At 66.4% G+C, this 17,306-nt stretch carries 17 protein-coding genes; 10 read left to right on the plus strand and 7 right to left on the minus strand.

Translation table 11 applies throughout. From position 1 onward, the window contains the following. The first annotated feature begins 5 nt into the window (after nucleotides 1-5). The 6 genes from A5760_RS13125 to A5760_RS13150 all read left to right on the plus strand — a co-directional run bounded on the left by A5760_RS13125 (nucleotide 6) and on the right by A5760_RS13150 (nucleotide 4,405). Complete coding sequence (locus tag A5760_RS13125) at nucleotides 6-977, plus strand: NAD(P)H-dependent flavin oxidoreductase (RefSeq protein WP_064881357.1); 972 nt, start codon at nucleotides 6-8, stop codon at nucleotides 975-977. A 65-nt stretch (nucleotides 978-1,042) separates the two neighbouring features. Next, nucleotides 1,043-1,525: a carboxymuconolactone decarboxylase family protein gene (locus A5760_RS13130; protein WP_064881359.1), complete on the plus strand. Its 483-nt coding sequence runs from the start codon at nucleotides 1,043-1,045 to the stop codon at nucleotides 1,523-1,525. Nucleotides 1,526-1,542: 17 nt separating this feature from the next. Beyond that, the gene (locus tag A5760_RS13135; RefSeq protein ID WP_064881361.1) at nucleotides 1,543-2,172 is read left to right on the plus strand and encodes a nitroreductase family protein; all 630 of its coding nucleotides are present in this window, start codon (nucleotides 1,543-1,545) and stop codon (nucleotides 2,170-2,172) included. Beyond that, nucleotides 2,172-2,666, plus strand: a complete 495-nt coding sequence (locus tag A5760_RS13140) for an SRPBCC family protein (protein WP_064881363.1) — start codon at nucleotides 2,172-2,174, stop codon at nucleotides 2,664-2,666. The genes A5760_RS13135 and A5760_RS13140 overlap by 1 nt, the downstream gene beginning before the upstream one ends. Nucleotides 2,667-2,737: 71 nt before the next feature. Then, nucleotides 2,738-3,367 (plus strand): hypothetical protein, encoded by a 630-nt coding sequence (locus tag A5760_RS13145; protein WP_082279453.1) that lies wholly within the window; start codon nucleotides 2,738-2,740, stop codon nucleotides 3,365-3,367. A 72-nt stretch (nucleotides 3,368-3,439) separates the two neighbouring features. Continuing rightward, complete coding sequence (locus A5760_RS13150) at nucleotides 3,440-4,405, plus strand: FAD-dependent oxidoreductase (RefSeq protein WP_064881365.1); 966 nt, start codon at nucleotides 3,440-3,442, stop codon at nucleotides 4,403-4,405. On the opposite strand, the gene A5760_RS13155 is transcribed toward A5760_RS13150, so the two are convergent. Beyond that, nucleotides 4,402-4,797 (minus strand): phage holin family protein, encoded by a 396-nt coding sequence (locus A5760_RS13155; RefSeq protein WP_064881425.1) that lies wholly within the window; start codon nucleotides 4,795-4,797, stop codon nucleotides 4,402-4,404. The genes A5760_RS13150 and A5760_RS13155 overlap by 4 nt on opposite strands. Nucleotides 4,798-4,844: 47 nt before the next feature. Beyond that, complete coding sequence (locus A5760_RS13160; RefSeq protein ID WP_064881367.1) at nucleotides 4,845-5,912, minus strand: amidohydrolase family protein; 1,068 nt, start codon at nucleotides 5,910-5,912, stop codon at nucleotides 4,845-4,847. Between A5760_RS13160 and A5760_RS13165 the strand changes: the two genes are divergently transcribed. Continuing rightward, on the plus strand, nucleotides 5,911-7,257 hold the full coding sequence (locus A5760_RS13165; protein ID WP_419538243.1) for an MFS transporter: 1,347 nt from the start codon (nucleotides 5,911-5,913) through the stop codon (nucleotides 7,255-7,257). The two genes, A5760_RS13160 and A5760_RS13165, sit on opposite strands and share 2 nt — an antisense overlap. 2 nt (nucleotides 7,258-7,259) lie before the next feature. Here the strand turns inward: A5760_RS13165 and A5760_RS13170 are convergent, their stop codons facing one another. Further along, the gene (locus A5760_RS13170) at nucleotides 7,260-8,546 is read right to left on the minus strand and encodes a competence/damage-inducible protein A (protein ID WP_064881369.1); all 1,287 of its coding nucleotides are present in this window, start codon (nucleotides 8,544-8,546) and stop codon (nucleotides 7,260-7,262) included. A 22-nt stretch (nucleotides 8,547-8,568) separates the two neighbouring features. Further along, entirely contained in the window at nucleotides 8,569-11,892 is a 3,324-nt protein-coding gene (locus A5760_RS13175; RefSeq protein ID WP_082279454.1) for a helix-turn-helix transcriptional regulator, read from the minus strand. Between the two features lie 67 nt (nucleotides 11,893-11,959). Between A5760_RS13175 and A5760_RS13180 the strand changes: the two genes are divergently transcribed. Further along, nucleotides 11,960-12,454, plus strand: a complete 495-nt coding sequence (locus A5760_RS13180) for a macro domain-containing protein (protein ID WP_064881371.1) — start codon at nucleotides 11,960-11,962, stop codon at nucleotides 12,452-12,454. On the opposite strand, the gene A5760_RS13185 is transcribed toward A5760_RS13180, so the two are convergent. Beyond that, complete coding sequence (locus A5760_RS13185; RefSeq protein WP_064881374.1) at nucleotides 12,433-12,756, minus strand: MTH1187 family thiamine-binding protein; 324 nt, start codon at nucleotides 12,754-12,756, stop codon at nucleotides 12,433-12,435. The two genes, A5760_RS13180 and A5760_RS13185, sit on opposite strands and share 22 nt — an antisense overlap. Nucleotides 12,757-12,807: 51 nt before the next feature. Between A5760_RS13185 and dtd the strand changes: the two genes are divergently transcribed. Both dtd and A5760_RS13195 read left to right on the plus strand, forming a co-directional pair. After that, a complete protein-coding gene (gene dtd, locus A5760_RS13190; RefSeq protein WP_064881376.1) occupies nucleotides 12,808-13,239 on the plus strand; it encodes a D-aminoacyl-tRNA deacylase in 432 nt (143 codons plus the stop codon). Nucleotides 13,240-13,305: 66 nt separating this feature from the next. Next, on the plus strand, nucleotides 13,306-14,217 hold the full coding sequence (locus tag A5760_RS13195; RefSeq protein ID WP_064881378.1) for a class I SAM-dependent methyltransferase: 912 nt from the start codon (nucleotides 13,306-13,308) through the stop codon (nucleotides 14,215-14,217). A gap of 4 nt (nucleotides 14,218-14,221) precedes the next feature. Here A5760_RS13195 and A5760_RS13200 read toward each other — a convergent pair whose 3' ends face one another. Together A5760_RS13200 and A5760_RS13205 are read right to left on the minus strand one after the other, a co-directional pair. Continuing rightward, nucleotides 14,222-15,247: an alcohol dehydrogenase catalytic domain-containing protein gene (locus tag A5760_RS13200; protein WP_064881380.1), complete on the minus strand. Its 1,026-nt coding sequence runs from the start codon at nucleotides 15,245-15,247 to the stop codon at nucleotides 14,222-14,224. Nucleotides 15,248-15,275: 28 nt separating this feature from the next. Beyond that, entirely contained in the window at nucleotides 15,276-17,207 is a 1,932-nt protein-coding gene (locus tag A5760_RS13205) for a flavin-containing monooxygenase (RefSeq protein WP_064881382.1), read from the minus strand. Nucleotides 17,208-17,306 lie beyond the last annotated feature (99 nt).

A 17,306-nucleotide genomic window follows, 5' to 3' on the forward strand; every position in this document is an offset into this window, starting at 1 on the left:
TCGCCATGGGTTTGACCACACGCCTCACCGAGTCGTTCGGAATCGAGCAGCCGATCGTGCTCGCGCCGATGGCGCTGGTCTCCGGGGGCCGGCTTGCGGCGGCGGTGACGCGGGCGGGCGGCCTGGGCCTCATCGGTGGGGGCTATCCCGACGCCGAATGGCTGCAGGCCCAGATCGACCGGGCCGAGGGTGCCCGGGTCGGATACGGCTTCATCACCTGGAGCCTGGCCCGAAACCCGGGGGTGCTCGACATAGCGATGGAGCAGCGGCCGGCCGCAGTGATGCTGTCGTTCGGCGAGCTGCAGCCTTTCGCCGACCGCATTCACGCTGCGGGCGTTCCCCTGCTCGCGCAGGTGCAGAACCTCGATCAGGCAGGCCAGGCCTTGGACGCCGGGGCGGAAGTCATCGTGGCTCAGGGCAGTGAGGCCGGCGGCCATGGCATGAGCGTGCGGTCGACATTCACCCTGGTGCCCGAGGTCGTCGATTTCGTGGCGGATCGCTCGCCCGACACCTTGGTGGTGGCCGCGGGCGGCGTGGGCGATGGTCGCGGGTTGGCGGCGGCGCTGGCGCTGGGCGCCGATGGCGCGGTCGTGGGAAGCCGGTTCTGGGCGACGCCGGAGGCGCTGGTCTCACCACGGGCCCAGCAGCGCGCCGTGGCGGCGGGCGGCGACGACACCATGCGCAGCCGCGTCTATGACGTTGTGCGCCGCCTCGATTGGCCCACCGGATACGATGCGCGGGCGCTGCGCAACGCCTTCCTGGACACCTGGCACGGCAACGAGGCGGAGCTGTCGGCGCAACTGCCCGGAGTGATCGTCGCCTACCAAAAAGCCGTCGCCGCAGAGGATTTCGACGCCGCCGCCATACTCATCGGCGAGGGGGTGGGACGCATCCGCGAGGTCCGTCCCGCCGCCGAGATCGTCGTCGACATGGTCGGTGAAGCCAAGCGCATCCTCAACCGGGACGGCGCGCCCTAGACAGCCGCGCGACGAGTCTGGTTTGCTCAGCTCGGTAGTTAATTTTCGCGGGCAGGAGTTCGCTGATGGCCCGTCTCAACGTGCCGGATGGCCCCGGGGGCGAAGCCGCCATGATCTGGACGCTACGGCCGGAACTCGGCGGCATGGTCGAACACATGATCCGCGGCGCCTATCAGCAGAGCATCCTTCCCGCCGACGAGCGGGAGCTCGCCCGGATGCGCATCGCGCAGCTCAACGACTGCGTGGCCTGCTCGGATTTTCGGGCCCAGTCGGTGTTGGATGCCGGTGTGGCGCCCGAGCTGTACGACAATGTCGCCGCGTACGCCGGCTACCCGGGATACACGCCGCGCCAACGCCTTTGCATCGAGTACGCCGAGCGCTTCGCCACCGACCACGCCTCTTTGGATGACGCCTTCTTTCAACGACTTCGGGAGTCGTTCTCTGACGAGGAGATCCTGGATCTCACGCTGTGCGTTGCGGTATTCCTCGGCCTGGGGCGCTCACTGAGCGTGCTGGGCGTCGACCAGTCCTGCGCCATCGACCTCTGACGACTCGGAAGGAACCAATGGACATCGCCACCGTCGACGAACTGCTGAGCACCACGCGGTCGGTTCGCAAACGCCTCGACCTGACCCGCCCGGTAAGTCGCGAGGTGATCCTGGAGTGCATCCAGCTGGCGATGCAGGCGCCCACCGCAAGTAACACGCAGGACTGGCGCTGGCTGGTGATCACCGATGCGGACAAGCGAGCCGCGATCGCCGAGATATACCGCAGCATTGGCGCGCAATACCTGGCGTACGCGGCCGACAACGCGACGGACCCTCAGACCCAGCGGGTGTACCAGAGCGCGATGAGCCTGACCGAGACGCTGGCCGAGGTGCCGGTGCACGTCATTCCGTGTATCGAACAGCGCATCGACGGCGCAGAATTGGGCATCGCGGCGGCGGCCTGGGCATCGATCATCCCGGCCGGCTGGAGCTTTCTGCTGGCGCTGCGCTCGCGGGGGCTGGGATCGGTGTGGACGACGATGCATCTATTCAAGGAGCAGGAGGTCGCCGAGCTGCTCGGCATTCCGCCCACCGTCACGCAGGCCGCGCTGTTCCCCGTCGCCTACACGATCGGCACCGACTTCCGGCCGGCCAAGCGGCCCCCCGCGAAGACCATCACGTTCTGGGACGGTTGGGGAGAGAGCTGATGCAGTCCTACACCGTGCGATTCCACATCGATGCTCCGCCCCGGAAAGTCTGGCGGGTGCTGCATCCGCCGGCGCCACCGAACGCCCCCCGCCCGCGGGTGCTCACCTGGCCCACCGGCAGCATGGAAATCCTCAACGAGGGCAACGAAGCCGGTGAGGGCCTGGTCCGTACCTGCATCTTCGAAGTGCCCAAATACCTGCTGACCGGCGGCAGGGCGCGATCGTGGGAAACGGTGACCGAGGCAGAACTCAACAAGCTGTCGCGCTACGTGGCCGTCGGTGCCCCGCTGTGGTCACGCGCCGAGGGATATCACCGGCTCGAAGAGCAGCCTGACGGCACCACCGTGCTGACGTTCCACGAGACCTATCACGCCTACAACCCGGTGCTGCGTTTCTTCCTCGAACGCCCGGTGCACGCGAAGATTTCCCGCGACAACCTCGAGACCTACGAGCACGCGCTGGGTTACGCGGGCCGAGTGCGGCGACTCGCCTAGGCGGTATTTGCCGCAGGGCCGATTTCACAACGATATGAATTAGCTTGTTGGCCCCGGTACCCTCGATGTCTATGGGTGGAGTACCTACTGCGGCAAGGCTGGTTGCTGCGAGCCTGATGGTCGCGGGCTGGGCCGCGTCCACCGTGGTCGCCAGCGCCGATCCGGACGAGACACCTGGACCGGCGCCCGGGCCGGCACCGGCCGCGTCAGCGGCGCCATCGCCGGGTCCCCCGCCGGAACCAGCCGGGCCGAAAACGTCCATCGACAAGGACGGCATCTACGCGGTGGGAACTGACATTGCGCCGGGCATCTACAGCTCCGGGGGTCCCGTCGACAACGGCACCTGCTATTGGAAGCGGACCGGCAACCCGGACGGCGCCCTGATCGACAACGCCATGTCGAAGAAGCCGCAGGTAGTGCAGATCGATCCGGGCGACAAGGCGTTCAAGACTTCGGGCTGCCAGCCCTGGCAGCTGACGCCGGACGCCGTTCCGCCCTCCACCGCGCCGCCCGCGGGTGTGCAGGGCACCCTCGGCATCCTCAACAGCCTGCTGGGCGGTCAACAGCAGGCGCGGCCGGCCTCGCCGGCTCCGCAAGCGCCGGCCGCTTCACCGGCTCCGCAAGCTCCGGCCGCCGCACCGGCTCCGCAGGCGCCGGCGGCTTCACCGGCCGCGCCGGCGCCGCAGACCGCGCACTCCTGACCCGCCTCGAGAGCACTCGACGCTGACCCCGGCGCAACCCGCGACGGGCCTCTTTTCCGCTACCGTGGCGCCGTGGCACATTCGCAGCAGATTGTCGTCGTCGGTGCCGGCGTCAGCGGATTGACGTCGGCCATCTGTCTGGCCGAGGCCGGCTGGCCGGTCCGGGTATGGGCGGCCGCGACGCTGAAGCACACGACGTCGGCGGTGGCCGGCGCGATCTGGCTTCCCCCACGGCCCGCCGAGCGTGCGGCCGAGACGCTGGGCTGGGTCGAGCACTCGCTGCGGGTTTTCACCGATCTTGCCCAGGATTGCGACTCCGGGGTGCAACTGGCGCCGGTGCTGGCCGTCGGTGAGCTGAGCGCGAGCCAGGCGATGTCGTCGTCGGCGGCGGCGCTGATCCCCGACCTGCGCCCGGCCGACCCGGCCGATGTCCCCGAGGGCTTCGGCGCCGGATTTCGCGCGACCGTGCCGATGATCGACATGCCGCACTATCTCGACTACCTGACTCGGCGGCTGGCGTCGGCCGGCTGCGAAATCGAGGAGCGTCCCGTGCAATCTCTCGACGAGGCCGCTGATGCCGCCGGGATCGTCGTCAACTGCGCCGGGCTCGCTGCGGGCGCGCTGACCGGTGACAACACTGTGCGGCCGCTATTCGGCCAGCACGTGGTGCTCACCAATCCCGGTCTGCGGCAACCGTTTGTGCAAATCAACGACGGTCCGGAATGGACCTGCTACTTCCCGCACCCGCGGCGGGTGGTCTGCGGCGGGATCAGCATCGCCGGCCGCTGGGACACCTCGGCCGACCCCGACTTGACCGAACGCATCCTGCAGCGCTGTCGGGGCGTCGAGCCGCGACTCAACGACGCCGAGGTGATCGAGGTGATCACCGGGTTGCGTCCGGACCGTCCGTCGGTGCGGGTGGAGGCCGAGCCGCTGGGGCGGGTGCGCTGCATTCACAATTACGGGCATGGCGGCAACGGCGTTACCCTGTCCTGGGGCTGCGCGCGCGACGTCGTGAACCTGGCAAACGATGGCTAGCGTCCGGCGCCGGTGCGCCGAATCACCAAGGACAGCAACCAACTAACGATCGACAGCACGATCGCCGCCCAGATCGCGGTCCACCAAAAGTGATCGATCTGCAGGCCCCAGTGCGTGGTGTGCTCGGTGATCCACGCGGTGATCCAGAGCATCAGCGCATTGACGACGACATGGAACAGGCCGAGCGTCAGGATGTACAGCGGGATCGACAAGATCTGGACGATCGGCTTGATGAAGGCATTGACCAGACCGAAGATCACGGCGACGACGAAGATGATGCCGACCCGTTCCAGCCTCGTGTCACCACCCACGAAGCTCAGGCCGTGCACGAAGAGGGTGACGATCCACAACGCCAATCCGGTCAATGCGGCGCGCAACAGAAAAGGGCCCATGCCCCGGAATCCTGCCATCCGCCCGGCCAGGAAGTAAGCCGGAAAGCTCAGTTCAGGTTGTAGAAGCGCTGCGCGTTCAAGCTACCGATCTTTTCCCGGGAGGCCTCGCTGATGTCGCCTCGCGTGCGCAGGTGCTTGGTGCTCTCCGGCCACTCACCGTCCCAGTGCGGGTAATCGCTGGCGAACATGATGAAATCGTCGCCCAGCACGTCGATCACGCCGGGCAGGATCGGTTCCTCGGGCTCGCACGTCACCCAGATGTTGCCCGCGGCCAGATAGTCGTGCGGGTCGCGACGCCAGCCGCGCTCCACCCAGTCGCCGCGCTTCTCGTAGTGCTCGTGCAGCCGATCCATGAAGAACGGCACCCAGCCGGCGCCAGCCTCCAGGAAGGCGACCCGCAACTCCGGGTGGCGCTCGAAGACGCCGCCGGAGACCATCGCGGTCATCGCCGTCATCTGGTCGAACGGAAAACTGATGCAGTGCACCTGGATGTAATTGGTGAAGCGGTCGACCCCGATCTTGGGCAGATGGATGCCGGGGGCGCCGTGCACGCCCAGCGGCATGCCGAGTTCGACGGCGGCGGCATAGAAGGGGTCCAGGTCGGGATGGTCGAGGTTGCGGCTCTTGAGCGCCGGCGGCACCAAAGTCGCAATCAGCCCAAGCTCTTTCGCCTCCGTCATGATGTCGACGGCCACCCGGCCGTGCTCGATCGGTGTCACGGCGACCCCGCGCAACCGGCCGCCCGACGAGGCGCAGTAGTCCGCGATCCACTGGTTGTACAGGCGGGAGAATCCGGCGGCGAATTCCGGATCCTCGAGACTGGGCGCGCACAGCCCCATGCTCGGATACAGCACCATCGTGTCGATGTGATCGAGGTCCGCGTCGCCCAGCACGCCCTCGGGCGAGCGGCAATTGATGTCGGGTGCCTTGCTGATCCCATGCTCGGGTGGGCAACCCGCGCCCGGGCCCGAGTCCTCCGGGTAATTGCGGCCTTCGAGCGTCAGCCCCGGCCGCCCATCCGTGCTGAGCTTGACGTGCTGGGGCCAGCGTTTGATCGCTTCGATTGCCAGCGAAGAATTCTCGGCCACATGCCCGTCCGCGTCGATGATCCGCATGTATCCGGAACTTACTCCCGGAGTCCGCATGGTGGAACAGGTCGCGGTATCGCGCCGCGTACTGCACGATGCTGACGTGACCAGTCCTCAAAAGAAGTTGACCGCCGATCAGCGGAACTCCTTCATCGCGGCGCTCCTAGGTTGGACGATGGACGCCTTCGACTATTTCATCGTGGTGCTCGTCTACGCCGACATCGCCAAGACGTTCCACCACAGCAAGGCCGAGGTCGCGTTCGTCACCACGGCCACCCTGATGATGCGACCCGTCGGCGCACTGCTCTTCGGGCTGTGGGCCGACCGCGTCGGCCGGCGACTGCCGCTGATGGTCGACGTCATGTTCTATTCCGTGGTGGGCTTCCTGTGCGCGTTCGCGCCGAACTTCACCGTGCTGGTCATCCTGCGCCTGCTGTATGGCATCGGCATGGGCGGCGAGTGGGGGCTCGGCGCCGCGCTGGCCATGGAGAAGGTTCCCGTCGAGCGACGCGGGTTCTTTTCCGGGCTGCTGCAGGAGGGGTACGCGTTCGGCTACCTGCTGGCGAGCGTCGCCTCATTGGTGGTGATCGACTGGCTCGGGCTGTCGTGGCGGTGGCTGTTCGGCTTGAGCATCGTTCCCGGCCTGATCAGCCTGGTCATCCGCTACCGGGTGGAAGAGTCCGAGGTGTGGGAGGCCGCGCAGGACCAGATGAAGCTCACCAGCACCCGAATCCGCGACGTGCTGCGCAACGGCGCAATCATCCGTCGGTTCATCTACCTGGCGTTGCTGATGACGGCGTTCAACTGGATGAGCCACGGCACGCAGGATGTCTACCCCACCTTCCTGGGGGCACACACCAACCACGGCGCCAACCTGGCCAGCACGACGGTCAAGTGGATCGTGGTGGTCTACAACGTCGGCGCCATCATCGGCGGGCTCGTCTTCGGCACCCTGTCGCAGCGATTCAGCCGCCGCTACACCGTCGTCTTCTGTGCGATCTTGGCACTGCCGATCGTGCCGTTGTTCGCGTACTCACGCACCGCGGCGATGCTGTGCCTGGGTTCGTTCTTGATGCAGTTGTTCGTGCAGGGCGCCTGGGGCGTGATTCCGGCCCACCTCACCGAGATGTCCCCGGATGCCATCCGCGGCCTCTACCCCGGCGTGACCTATCAGCTCGGAAACCTGCTGGCGGCGTTCAACTTGCCGATCCAGGAACGCCTCGCCGAATCACACGGCTACCCGTTTGCTCTGGCGGCGACCATCGTGCCGGTGCTGATCACGGTCGCGGTGCTTACGCTGATCGGGAAGGACGCCACCGGGATCCGGTTCGGCACCACCGAAAGCGCCTTCCTGGCAAGCGAAGTGACGTGACGCTATTCGCTGTTGTCCATTAGGCGCCGCAGCAGGTGCATGGCCACCGTGGTCGAGCGCTCCCGGACATCCGAGCGGTTGCCGGGCAGCCGCAGCGTGCGGGTGTCGGTGCGGCCGTTGGCCGTTACGCTGAAACAGACTGTGCCTACTGGCTTTTCTTCAGTTCCCCCGCCCGGGCCGGCGATTCCGGTGATCGCGACCGCGGTGTCGGCCCCGAAGCGCTGCAGCGTGCCCGCCGCCATGGCCTCGGCCACCGGCTCGGACACCGCGCCGTGCGCTTCGATCAGCGCCGAGTCGACGCCGAGCAACTCCGTCTTCGCCTCGTTCGAGTAGGACACCACACCGCCGGCCACATAATCCGACGAGCCGGGCCGGTCGGTCAGGCGCGCCGCCAGCAGTCCCGCAGTGCAGGACTCCGCCGTCGCGATCCGGTGACCGGCCAGGAGTTGCGCGACCAGATCGTCGACGCGGGAGCCGTCCTCGGAGTAGAGCTGATGTCCGTGCCTCTCCCGCAGCAGCTTGACCAACTGTGTGTACGCGTCGGCGGCGTCCGGCTCATAGCGGGTGACCATTTCGATCTCCCCGCGCCGCAGGCAGGTGGTGATCTCGAGTTGCCCGAAGCCGGGGACGACCTGCTCGGCGTCGCGCAGCGTTTCGGCCAGCCCCGACTCGGGCAGCCCGAACATCCGCAACATCTCCTGCCGATAGACGGTCCGGCCGGCAATCGCGTCCTGCGCCGCGGGCGTCTCGATGGCGGTGTGCCACATGGGCTGCAGCTCGCGCGGCGGACCGGGCAGCACGATCACCGTCGGCGTGCCGGGCACGACGACGCCGGGCGCGGTGCCGACCGGGTCGAGTACCTGCGCCCCCGCGGGCACCATGGCCTGCTTGCGGTTGGCGGCGCGCAGCGACTCGAAAGTGCCTGGATCCAAGGCGGATTGGAACGCGGGATTGCGCGCCATCAGCTTCTTGAGGATGTTGGCGATCTTCTCCTCGACCTCCGCGTCCAGCACCAGCTCGCGTTCGCAGAACCGGGCCACGATCTCGACCGTCATATCGTCGGCCGTCGGTCCCAGGCCGCCGCTGGTGACGATCAGGTCCACGCCCTGGTCGGCGAGGAACCGGAGCTGCGCTTCGATGTCGGCCGGCCGGTCGCCGCAGATGGTGATGTGCGCCAGCTCGACGCCCAGTTCCAGGAGGCGATCGGCGATCCAGGGGCCGTTCGCATCTTGGACGCGTCCGGTGAGGACCTCGGTTCCGGTGACAACGATTCCTGCGCGTGCGCTCACCGCCCTGAGCCTACTGGCAGTGTCAGCTCTGGCGGGCGGCCTCCCTTGCCAGTTGAACGCGCGATTTCACGCCCAACTTGTTGTACACGTGGGTGAGGTGTGATTGCACGGTGCGGGGCGAGACGAACAGTCGGCTGGCGATGTCATTGTTGCCGAGCCCTTCGCTGACGAGTCGGACAACGTCAAGCTCGGTCGGCGTCAGCGACGCCCAGCCGTTCGATGGGCGTTTGCGTTCCCCACGTCCGCGCTGGGCGTAGGCGATCGCCTCGACGGTCGACAGGGCGGCACCTTCCGCCCATGCCTCCTCAAAGTCAGTGTTGCCCAATGACTCCCGTACGATTGCTACCCACGCATCATTATCCGGGTCGTGAATCTTGAAGCGCGTAGCGCCAATGCGTTCGCGTAGTGCGTCGGCCGCCCCCAAGAGGCGTGCGGCTTCCCGGTGGCTATCGGCGCCGTAAGCCGCGGCCGCCAGGCACTCGAATATCTCCGCAACGCCCGTCTGCGCCTCTACCTCGGCGGCGATTGCCAGCGCGAGATGAAGGTCGCGTTCGGCCAGTTGTGGCTCGCTCCGGGCGAGGGCAATGCGGGCACGTTCAGCAAGGCCCATCATGCGGTACCACCCGGTCGTGTTGCGGACAGCATCATCGGCCAACTGTTGGGCGGTAGTGAGGTCACCGGCTGCCACGGCGGCTCCCGCTCTGCCCCAAAGGAATATGGGGAATACTTCGCGGTGAACGCCTATCCGCTGTTCCCCGAGCTCTTGCGCTTCCGTGGCTGCTGCAATGTCGCCCCGGGCAAGGGCCAAAAGCCCCACATTCATGTAGGCGATTCCCTCATGTACCACACTCAGCCCGGTACCAGCCTCGACGAGTGCGTCGACGGCCTCTCGCGCCTGGCTGATCTCGCCCCGGTACGCCGACACGAAACTGAGATTCAGTAGACCGAGATACCGATTGGCGAGATCGCCGGCCGCATTGGCCTCTGCGATCATCTCGCGACACCGCGCGGCCTCACCGACAAGATTTCCCTGCAGGTAGCTGGCTGTTCCCTTCCAGTTGCGGCAGAACCGTGACATGAAATGGTCGCCAATCGAATCGGCCAATGCGCAGCCTTCTTCACCAATGGAGTCGGCCGTGACTGGATCGCCCGCCATGGTTGCCGCGTATGTTTGCCAGCCGAGGATCTGGCTCAACCGCCAACGATCGTTCAGCGTGCGGGCTAGCTCGATCGCTTCGGCAAAGTAGGGTCGGGCCACCTCCGCGTTGTATGCGGCAATGCCGAGGCAAGCCGTGAGCGCTCGGGCCAGCAGCGCGGGATCGTCTATACGGCGTGCGATCGCCACGGCCTCCTCGGCTTGATCGAGGCTGTCCAAAGCAATGCCCCATGCATCGAGCAGTGCCCTGTCGGCCAGCGCCCGTGCGCGCACCGGTTGAGCCACCTCGACGCTATCCGCGCTGCCATCGCCGAGGATGGTGTCGAACCAGCCAGCCCCTTCCATGATGCGGCCGCGGGCAAGCCAAAGCGGGAGCAATGACGACGCCAGTGTGAAAGCTTGCTCGGTGTTGGCGTTTTCCTGGCTCCACGCGAACGCGGCGCGCAGGTTGTCGATTTCGGTTTCGGCCCGTTCCAGCATCAGCTCGTGACTGTCACGGGTGGGGTTGTCGAGAATTACTGCTATGCCCGTGTAATGGTCACGATGGCGGGTGCGCACGGCGTCGGCTTCGCCCGACTCCGCGAGTTTCTCCAACGCGAACTGGCGCACCATCTCCAGCAATCGGTATCGCGTTCGGCCCCGGGGGCTTTCGGCGACGACCAGCGATTTATCCACGAGGAGCGCAAGTTGATCGAGAATGTGATGGCTTCTGATGTCGCCTCCCGCGGCTACCGCTTGCACCGCCTCGAGGTCGAAGCCGCCCATGAAAACCGACAGTCGGCGGAACAAGACCTGCTCGGGTTCGGTGAGCAGGGTGTGTGACCAGTCGACCGACGCGTGCAGAGTCTGCTGCCGACGTACTGCCCGGCGTGAGCCACCAGTGAGTAGTCGAAAGCGATCATGAAGACCCTCGAGAATCTCGTCCACAGATAGGGCGCGTACCTGTGCCGCTGCCAGTTCGATCGCCAGCGGCATGCCGTCGAGACGTCGACAGATTTCTTCGACCACGGCAGTGTTGTCGTTGGTGATTCGGAAAGCCGGGCTGGCACGCCGGGCGCGTTCGGTGAACAGTTCGATCGATTCGTCTTGCAGCGACAGCGATGGCACCCGCCACGTGATTTCGCCGTCCACAGCAATCGGCTCTCGGCTGGTGGCCAGGGCGGTCAGGTGGCGGCAAGTGCCGAGCAGGTCGACCACCAGAGCGGCCGTCGCGTCGAGGAGATGTTCACAATTGTCCAGCACCATAAGGATCTGGCGGTCGCCGATGGATCGGATCAGGGTCTCCAGCGTGGACCGGCCAGGCTGGTCGGGCAGACCGAATGCGCGCGCGACTGCGACAGGCACCAGATCCGGGTCCGTGATCGGTGCCAGGTCGACGTACCAGATGCCGTCGCAGAAGTGGTCTGCCATCGTGGCCGCGATCTGCACCGCCAGACGCGTTTTACCGGCGCCGCCCGCACCGGTCAATGTGACGAGTCGATTATTGGCGAGTAACTCCCGGCCCTCCTCGATCTGTGCAGTTCGTCCGACAAAGGTGGTGAGCTGCACCGGAAGATGCTGCACGCCAATAGCACTCGGTGTTCGCAGCGGCGGGAACTCATTGCGAATGTCGGGGTGGCAAAGCTGCACCACACGTTCGGGCCGCGGCACACCACGCAACGGATAGCTGCCGAGGTCGGTCACCCATGCATCGGTGGGCAGCCGTTCGATGACCAGCGCTTCGGTAGCGCTGGAAAGCACCGTCTGGCCTCCGTGGGCCAGATCGCGAATGCGCGCGGTGCGATTGATGGTTGGGCCGACGTAATTACCTTCGTCGCGCAACTGCACCTCCCCGCTGTGCAGCCCGATGCGCAGCCGGATCGGGGCCAGTGGTGCGCGCTGTAACGCCAAAGCGCAGGCGACCGCTTCGCTGGCTCGGGTGAAGGCGACCACAAAGCTGTCGCCTTCACCTTGCTCGACGGGTCGCGCGCCCTGATGGACTGCGACGACGTCCGCCAGGATGCGATCCAGCCGACTGACCGCAGCCGTCATTTCGTCTGGTTGGTGCTCCCACAGCCGGGTGGAGTCTTCGACGTCGGCCAGGAGCAATGTGACCGTTCCGGTCGGCAGCAAATCGCCCACGTTCAACTCGCTCCAGTCGCTGCTGTCTAGTGGCTGCGTGTCCGCGCGTTCGCTCATGTTAATCAGCATCCGATCGGCAGGAGACGCAAAACATCAGCAAATATGCGTAGATCTACGGGAGGAGCAGAATGAGCCCATGATCGAGTTAGAGGTGATCCAGGCTGACGTAACCAAGCTCGAACTCGACGCGATCACCAACGCGGCCAATACGGAGCTGCGGCATGGTGGCGGTGTCGCCGCGGCGATCTCGCGCGCGGGCGGGCCCGCCGTGCAGCGGGAATCGACCGAGAAGTCGCCGATCGGCCTCGGCGAAGCGGTCGAGACCACGGCCGGTGACATGCCGGCGCGCTATGTCATCCATGCCGCGACGATGGAGCTCGGCGGCCCGACCTCAGCGGAGATCATCGCCGCCGCGACGGCCTCGACGCTGCGCAAGGCCGACGAGCTCGGTTGCCGCTCCCTCGGGTTGGTCGCCTTCGGCACCGGTGTGGGTGGCTTCCCGCTCGACGAGGCGGCGCGGCTGATGGTCGATGCCGTGCGGCAGCACCAACCGGGTTCGCTGCGCAAGGTGGTGTTCGCCGTACACGGTGAAGCGGCCGAGCGGGCCTTTCAGTCCGCGGTGCGCGGCTGACCCTCGGAGAGGTAACGCTCAACGGTGGCGACCTTCTGTGTCATCGCGTCGCTGGTTCCGGCACGCCAATCCGCCTTGATCACCGTGCTGACCCTGGGCGCACGGGCGGCCACGGCCTCGACCGCACGTTGCACCACGGCCATGACTTCTGCCCAGGTTTCGCCCTCGAGGACGGTGAACATCGAATTCGTCTTGTTGGGCAGCCCGGATTCGCGAACCACGCGAACCGCTTCGGCGACGATCTCGCCGACACCCTCGCCCACTCCCATCGGAGTGACGGAAAACGCGACGAGCACGGACACCCCACGAGCGTACCCAACCTGTGAAAGGCCGATCTGGCACCATCGAGGCCCATGCGGGTGTTGGTGCAACGCGTCTCGTCGGCGACGGTCTCGGTGGAGGGCGCGGTGGTTGGCGCCATCAGCCCGGATGGCCAGGGCCTGCTGGCGTTCGTCGGCGTCACCCATAGCGACGATCGCGACAAGGCGCGACGGCTCGCCGAGAAGCTGTGGCAGCTAAGGATTCTCGCCGACGAGCGTTCCGCGGCCGATGTCCAGGCTCCCATCCTGGTCGTCAGCCAGTTCACCCTGTACGCCGACACCGCCAAGGGCCGCCGCCCGTCATGGAACGCGGCCGCACCGGGAGCGGTCGCCGAGCCGCTGGTCGTGGAGTTCGCCGAGGCGTTGCGGCAACTCGGTGCCGAGGTGCAAACGGGCGTGTTCGGCGCGAACATGCAGGTCGAGTTGGTGAATGACGGTCCGGTAACGGTGATCTTGGAGCTCTGAGGCCACCTCGGCAGGTACCGTTGAAACGTCGGCTCTGCGCGCCGGCGCCGACGGGAGGGGCCAAGCATGAGCACGACACCCGAATTCGGGTCGCTCCGTTCCGACGATGACAACTGGGACATCGTCAGCAGCGTCGGATACACCGCACTGCTGGTGGCGGGATGGCGTGCGCTGCATGCGGTGAGCCCGCAGCCCTTGGTGCGCGACGAATACGCGAAAGTCTTCATCGCCGCGTCGCAGGACCCGTATTTGGCGGGCGTGCTTGCCAACCCGGGTAGTTCCGACGATGAGATGGCCTTTCCGCGCCTGTACGGCGTGCAGACCCGGTTCTTCGACGACTTCTTCGAGACCGCCGGCGCGGCGGGCACCCGGCAGGCGGTGATCGTCGCCGCCGGGCTGGATTCGCGGGCCTATCGGCTCGAATGGCCGGAAGGCACAAGGGTGTTCGAAGTCGACCTGCCGAAGGTCCTCGAATTCAAGGCCCGGGTTCTCGGGGAGCAAGGCGCCACTCCGAAGGCCCACCGGATCGAGGTCGCCGCCGACCTGCGCACCGACTGGTCGCGGCCGCTGGAAGCGGCCGGGTTTGACGTGGAGAGTCCGAGCGCCTGGTCGGTGGAGGGGCTACTGCCCTACCTGACCGACGAGGCGCAACACGCCCTCTTCAGCCGAATCAGCGGGCTGAGCGCGGCGGGCAGCCGGATCGCCATCGGCGCGCTGGGATCGCGACTGGACCACGACCAGCTCAACGCTCTGGAGACCAACCACCCCGGCGTCAATGTGTCGGGCAATGTGGACTTTTCGGCGCTGACCTACGAACCCCAGTCGGACCCTGCGGAGTGGCTCACCGCCCACGGATGGAACGTCGAGCCCGTCCGCAATACGCTCGACCTCCAAGCCGGGTACGGCATGACCCCGCCGGACGTCGACGTGAAGATCGACAGTTTCATGCGGTCGCAATACATCACGGCGACCAGGTGACGGACTAGGGCTTCAGCAGGATCTTCACGTCGTCGCCCGATCGCGACTCCGCGGTCGCATAGCCCTTGGCCGCTTCGTCCAACGGCATTGTGGTGGTGAAGATGCCGTCGACATCGAGCCGGCCCGACTGCAGCAGCGGGATCAGCTCCGGCCAGGTCCGTTGCACCGGGGCGGTGGTGAATCGGATCGTCGTGCTCCGGATCAGGCAGCCCAGGGCGTTGAGCGGGAACGGATTCATGTCGTGCACGCCGACGACCGAGACGGTACCGCCGGGCCGCACGGCGTTGATCGCGTCGGTCAGGGAGGCATCCGTGGCGACGGCGTCGATCACCGCGTCGGCGCCGCGGCCACCGGTGGCAGCCATGATCGCCTCGAGCGCCGGTACTTTGAGCGGCGTCGCGCCCCACCGGGCGGCACGCTCCAGTCGGCCATCGACCTGGTCAACAGCGAAAACCGTTGCCGCACCTTGAAAAAGCGCGCTGCGCAGCGAACACAGGCCAACCGCACCCAGGCCAATGACCGCCACGGTGCCGCCGAACGGAATGTCGGCCCGCTGCGCCGCGGCCCAACCGGTGGCCAGGTTGTCGGTGAGCAGCAGCGCCTGTTCGGTGCTGATGCCCTCGGGCATCTTCAACAGCTGGAAATCGGCGGCGGGCACCGCGAGCAGATCGGCCTGCGCACCGCCGAGCACACCGCCACCGAAGATCTGAAATCCCGAGTGGCACATCACCGGATCGTGGGTGGCGCATCCCGCGCACGCACCGCAGCCGGTGACCGACGACACCAGGACCTGATCGCCGACCTTGACATTGCGCACGTCTGGCCCGGCGTCCACCACGGTTCCGATGGCCTCGTGGCCGAGCGCGATCGGGTCGGGCATCGGGAAGTCGGCCTCGTAGAAGTGCAGATCGGATCCACAGATGCCGGCGGCGGTCACCTCGACGATCGCCCCGTCGGACCCGGGAAGGGTTGGATCGGGCCGGGTGTCCACCCGGATGCTGCGGGGCCCGTCGACGACTACGGTGCGCATGATGAGGTGCTCACTTTCCTTGTCGCGCTCAATCTTTCGTTCGCACTGAAAATTGTGACCAGTCGGGCTCGCGCACCGCCGACCAGTATTCGTTGAGCCGCCATGGGCTCACGGTGTGGATCTCCCCGTCGGCGTTCTTGAAATACGAATGCTTGACCGCCGGATGCGACCACACCATCTTCTTGATCTGGGTCTGCGTCCGCCGGTGCCAATCGGTGGCGGCCTCGGGCTTGGGTTCGATGGAGTGCACGTCGGTCTCGGCCAGTCGCGCCAGGCACTGGTCGACGTAGCGCATCTGCAGCTCGGACTGGAAGATCAGGCTGCCGCCGTGGGCCAGGTGAGTCCCCGGCCCGTAGACGATGAAGAAGTTCGGGAATTGCGGGACGGTGATCCCGAGGTAGGCATAGGGGCGGCTCCCCCACATCTCATGCAGGTCGGTGCCGTTTCGGCCGGTGACCTTCAGCGGCCACAGCACGTCGGTGTGCCGAAACCCGGTGGCGTACACGATTACATCGACATCGTGCGTCACGCCGTCATCGGTGACGATGCCGTGCGGCATGATCTTCGCGACGCCGGTGCGCACCAATTCGACGTTGTCGCGGTGCAGCGTTCGCAGCCAGCTGCCGTTGTCCTGCAGGGTCCGTTTGCCACAAGCGGGATAGTCGGGCATCACCTTGGCCAGCAACTCCGAATCCTCGCTGACCTGGCTGGTGATCCATTGCGAGAACATCATGTGCGCGGCGGCGTTGATGTCGCTGACGGCGTGATCCTGGTCGGCGTAGCCCGGGTCGCCTTCGGCGGCGTCCAGGCCTTTGTCCGATCCGGGCCAGAGCACCAGGAAGCGGTACCACCGGCCGTAGAACGGAAGGTGGCGCATCGCCCAGCGCACCCCGTCGCCGACCTCGTCGTGATACATCGGGTTGGGGAACATCCACTGCGCGGTCCGCTGGAACACGGTGAGGTGCTCGACGTCCCCGGCGATCGCGGGGGCGATCTGGAAGCCGCTGGCACCCGCGCCGACGAGCGCGACCCGCTTACCCTTCAGGTCCACCGAGTGATCCCAGGCCGCCGAGTGAAAGGACGGCCCCTGGAACGTGTCGGCGCCATCGAAGGCCGGAATGTTGGGACGGTTCAGCTGGCCCACCGCAGTGATGAGCGCACGTGCCCGCACGGTGGTCGTCTCGCCGCCGGCCGAGCGCAGCGACACGCTCCACGTGCCGTCGTCGTCGTTCCATTCGGCCGCGAGAACCTCGGTCCGCCAACGCACATGCTCACCCAGGTCGTGTTTGTCGATGACCTTGGTGAAATAATCCTGCAGCTCGTATTGCTCGGCGAAGAAATGCGTCCAGTCGTTGTTGGGTTCGAAGCTGTAGCAATAGAAATGGTTCGCCACATCGACCCGGGCGCCGGGATAGCTGTTCTCCCACCATGTTCCGCCGGGGCCGGCGTTCTTTTCCACGATGGTGAACGGAATGTTCGCCTGCTTGAGGCGGACGCCGGCCAGGATGCCGGATTCGCCACACCCGACGACCAGGACCGGAAGCTCGGCGGCGCGCCCGGCCGGCAACGCGGTGGGACGCCGTGGGTCGACGCCGTCGAGATCGAGCTCCTCGGCAACCAGCGACAGGTAGTCGTCCGGAACGTGCTCGCACGCCGCCCAATCCATCATCTCCCTGATGAGTTCCTGGCTGAGCGGCTGTGGTTCGGGGCAACCGCGATCCCGGTACTCGGTGATCACCGTCAGGGCTTCGGCGCGGGCGCGCGCCTTGTCCTCCTCCGACATGAACCCCTGGACCTCGTTGAGGAAGATGCCCATCTGCTTGAACTCGCGGATGAACCTGGGATCGCCGGTGATGTGGACGAGCGAGAGCAACAGCGTGGGGATGCTGACATCCTCTAGCGCGGCGGCGATCTCAGGTGTGGATGTGGTGAAGGGATCGCCCGCGTAACGGCTGCGCATCAAGCCGATCCTCTCGGTGGTTTGGAAGCCAATTACGCTACGCATAGTTTCGTAATTGGCAGCACTACCGTACCCGGTCGCTCGGCACGGGATCAAGGG

The organism is Mycobacterium colombiense (assembly GCF_001665835.1).
Lineage (GTDB): Bacteria > Actinomycetota > Actinomycetes > Mycobacteriales > Mycobacteriaceae > Mycobacterium > Mycobacterium colombiense_A.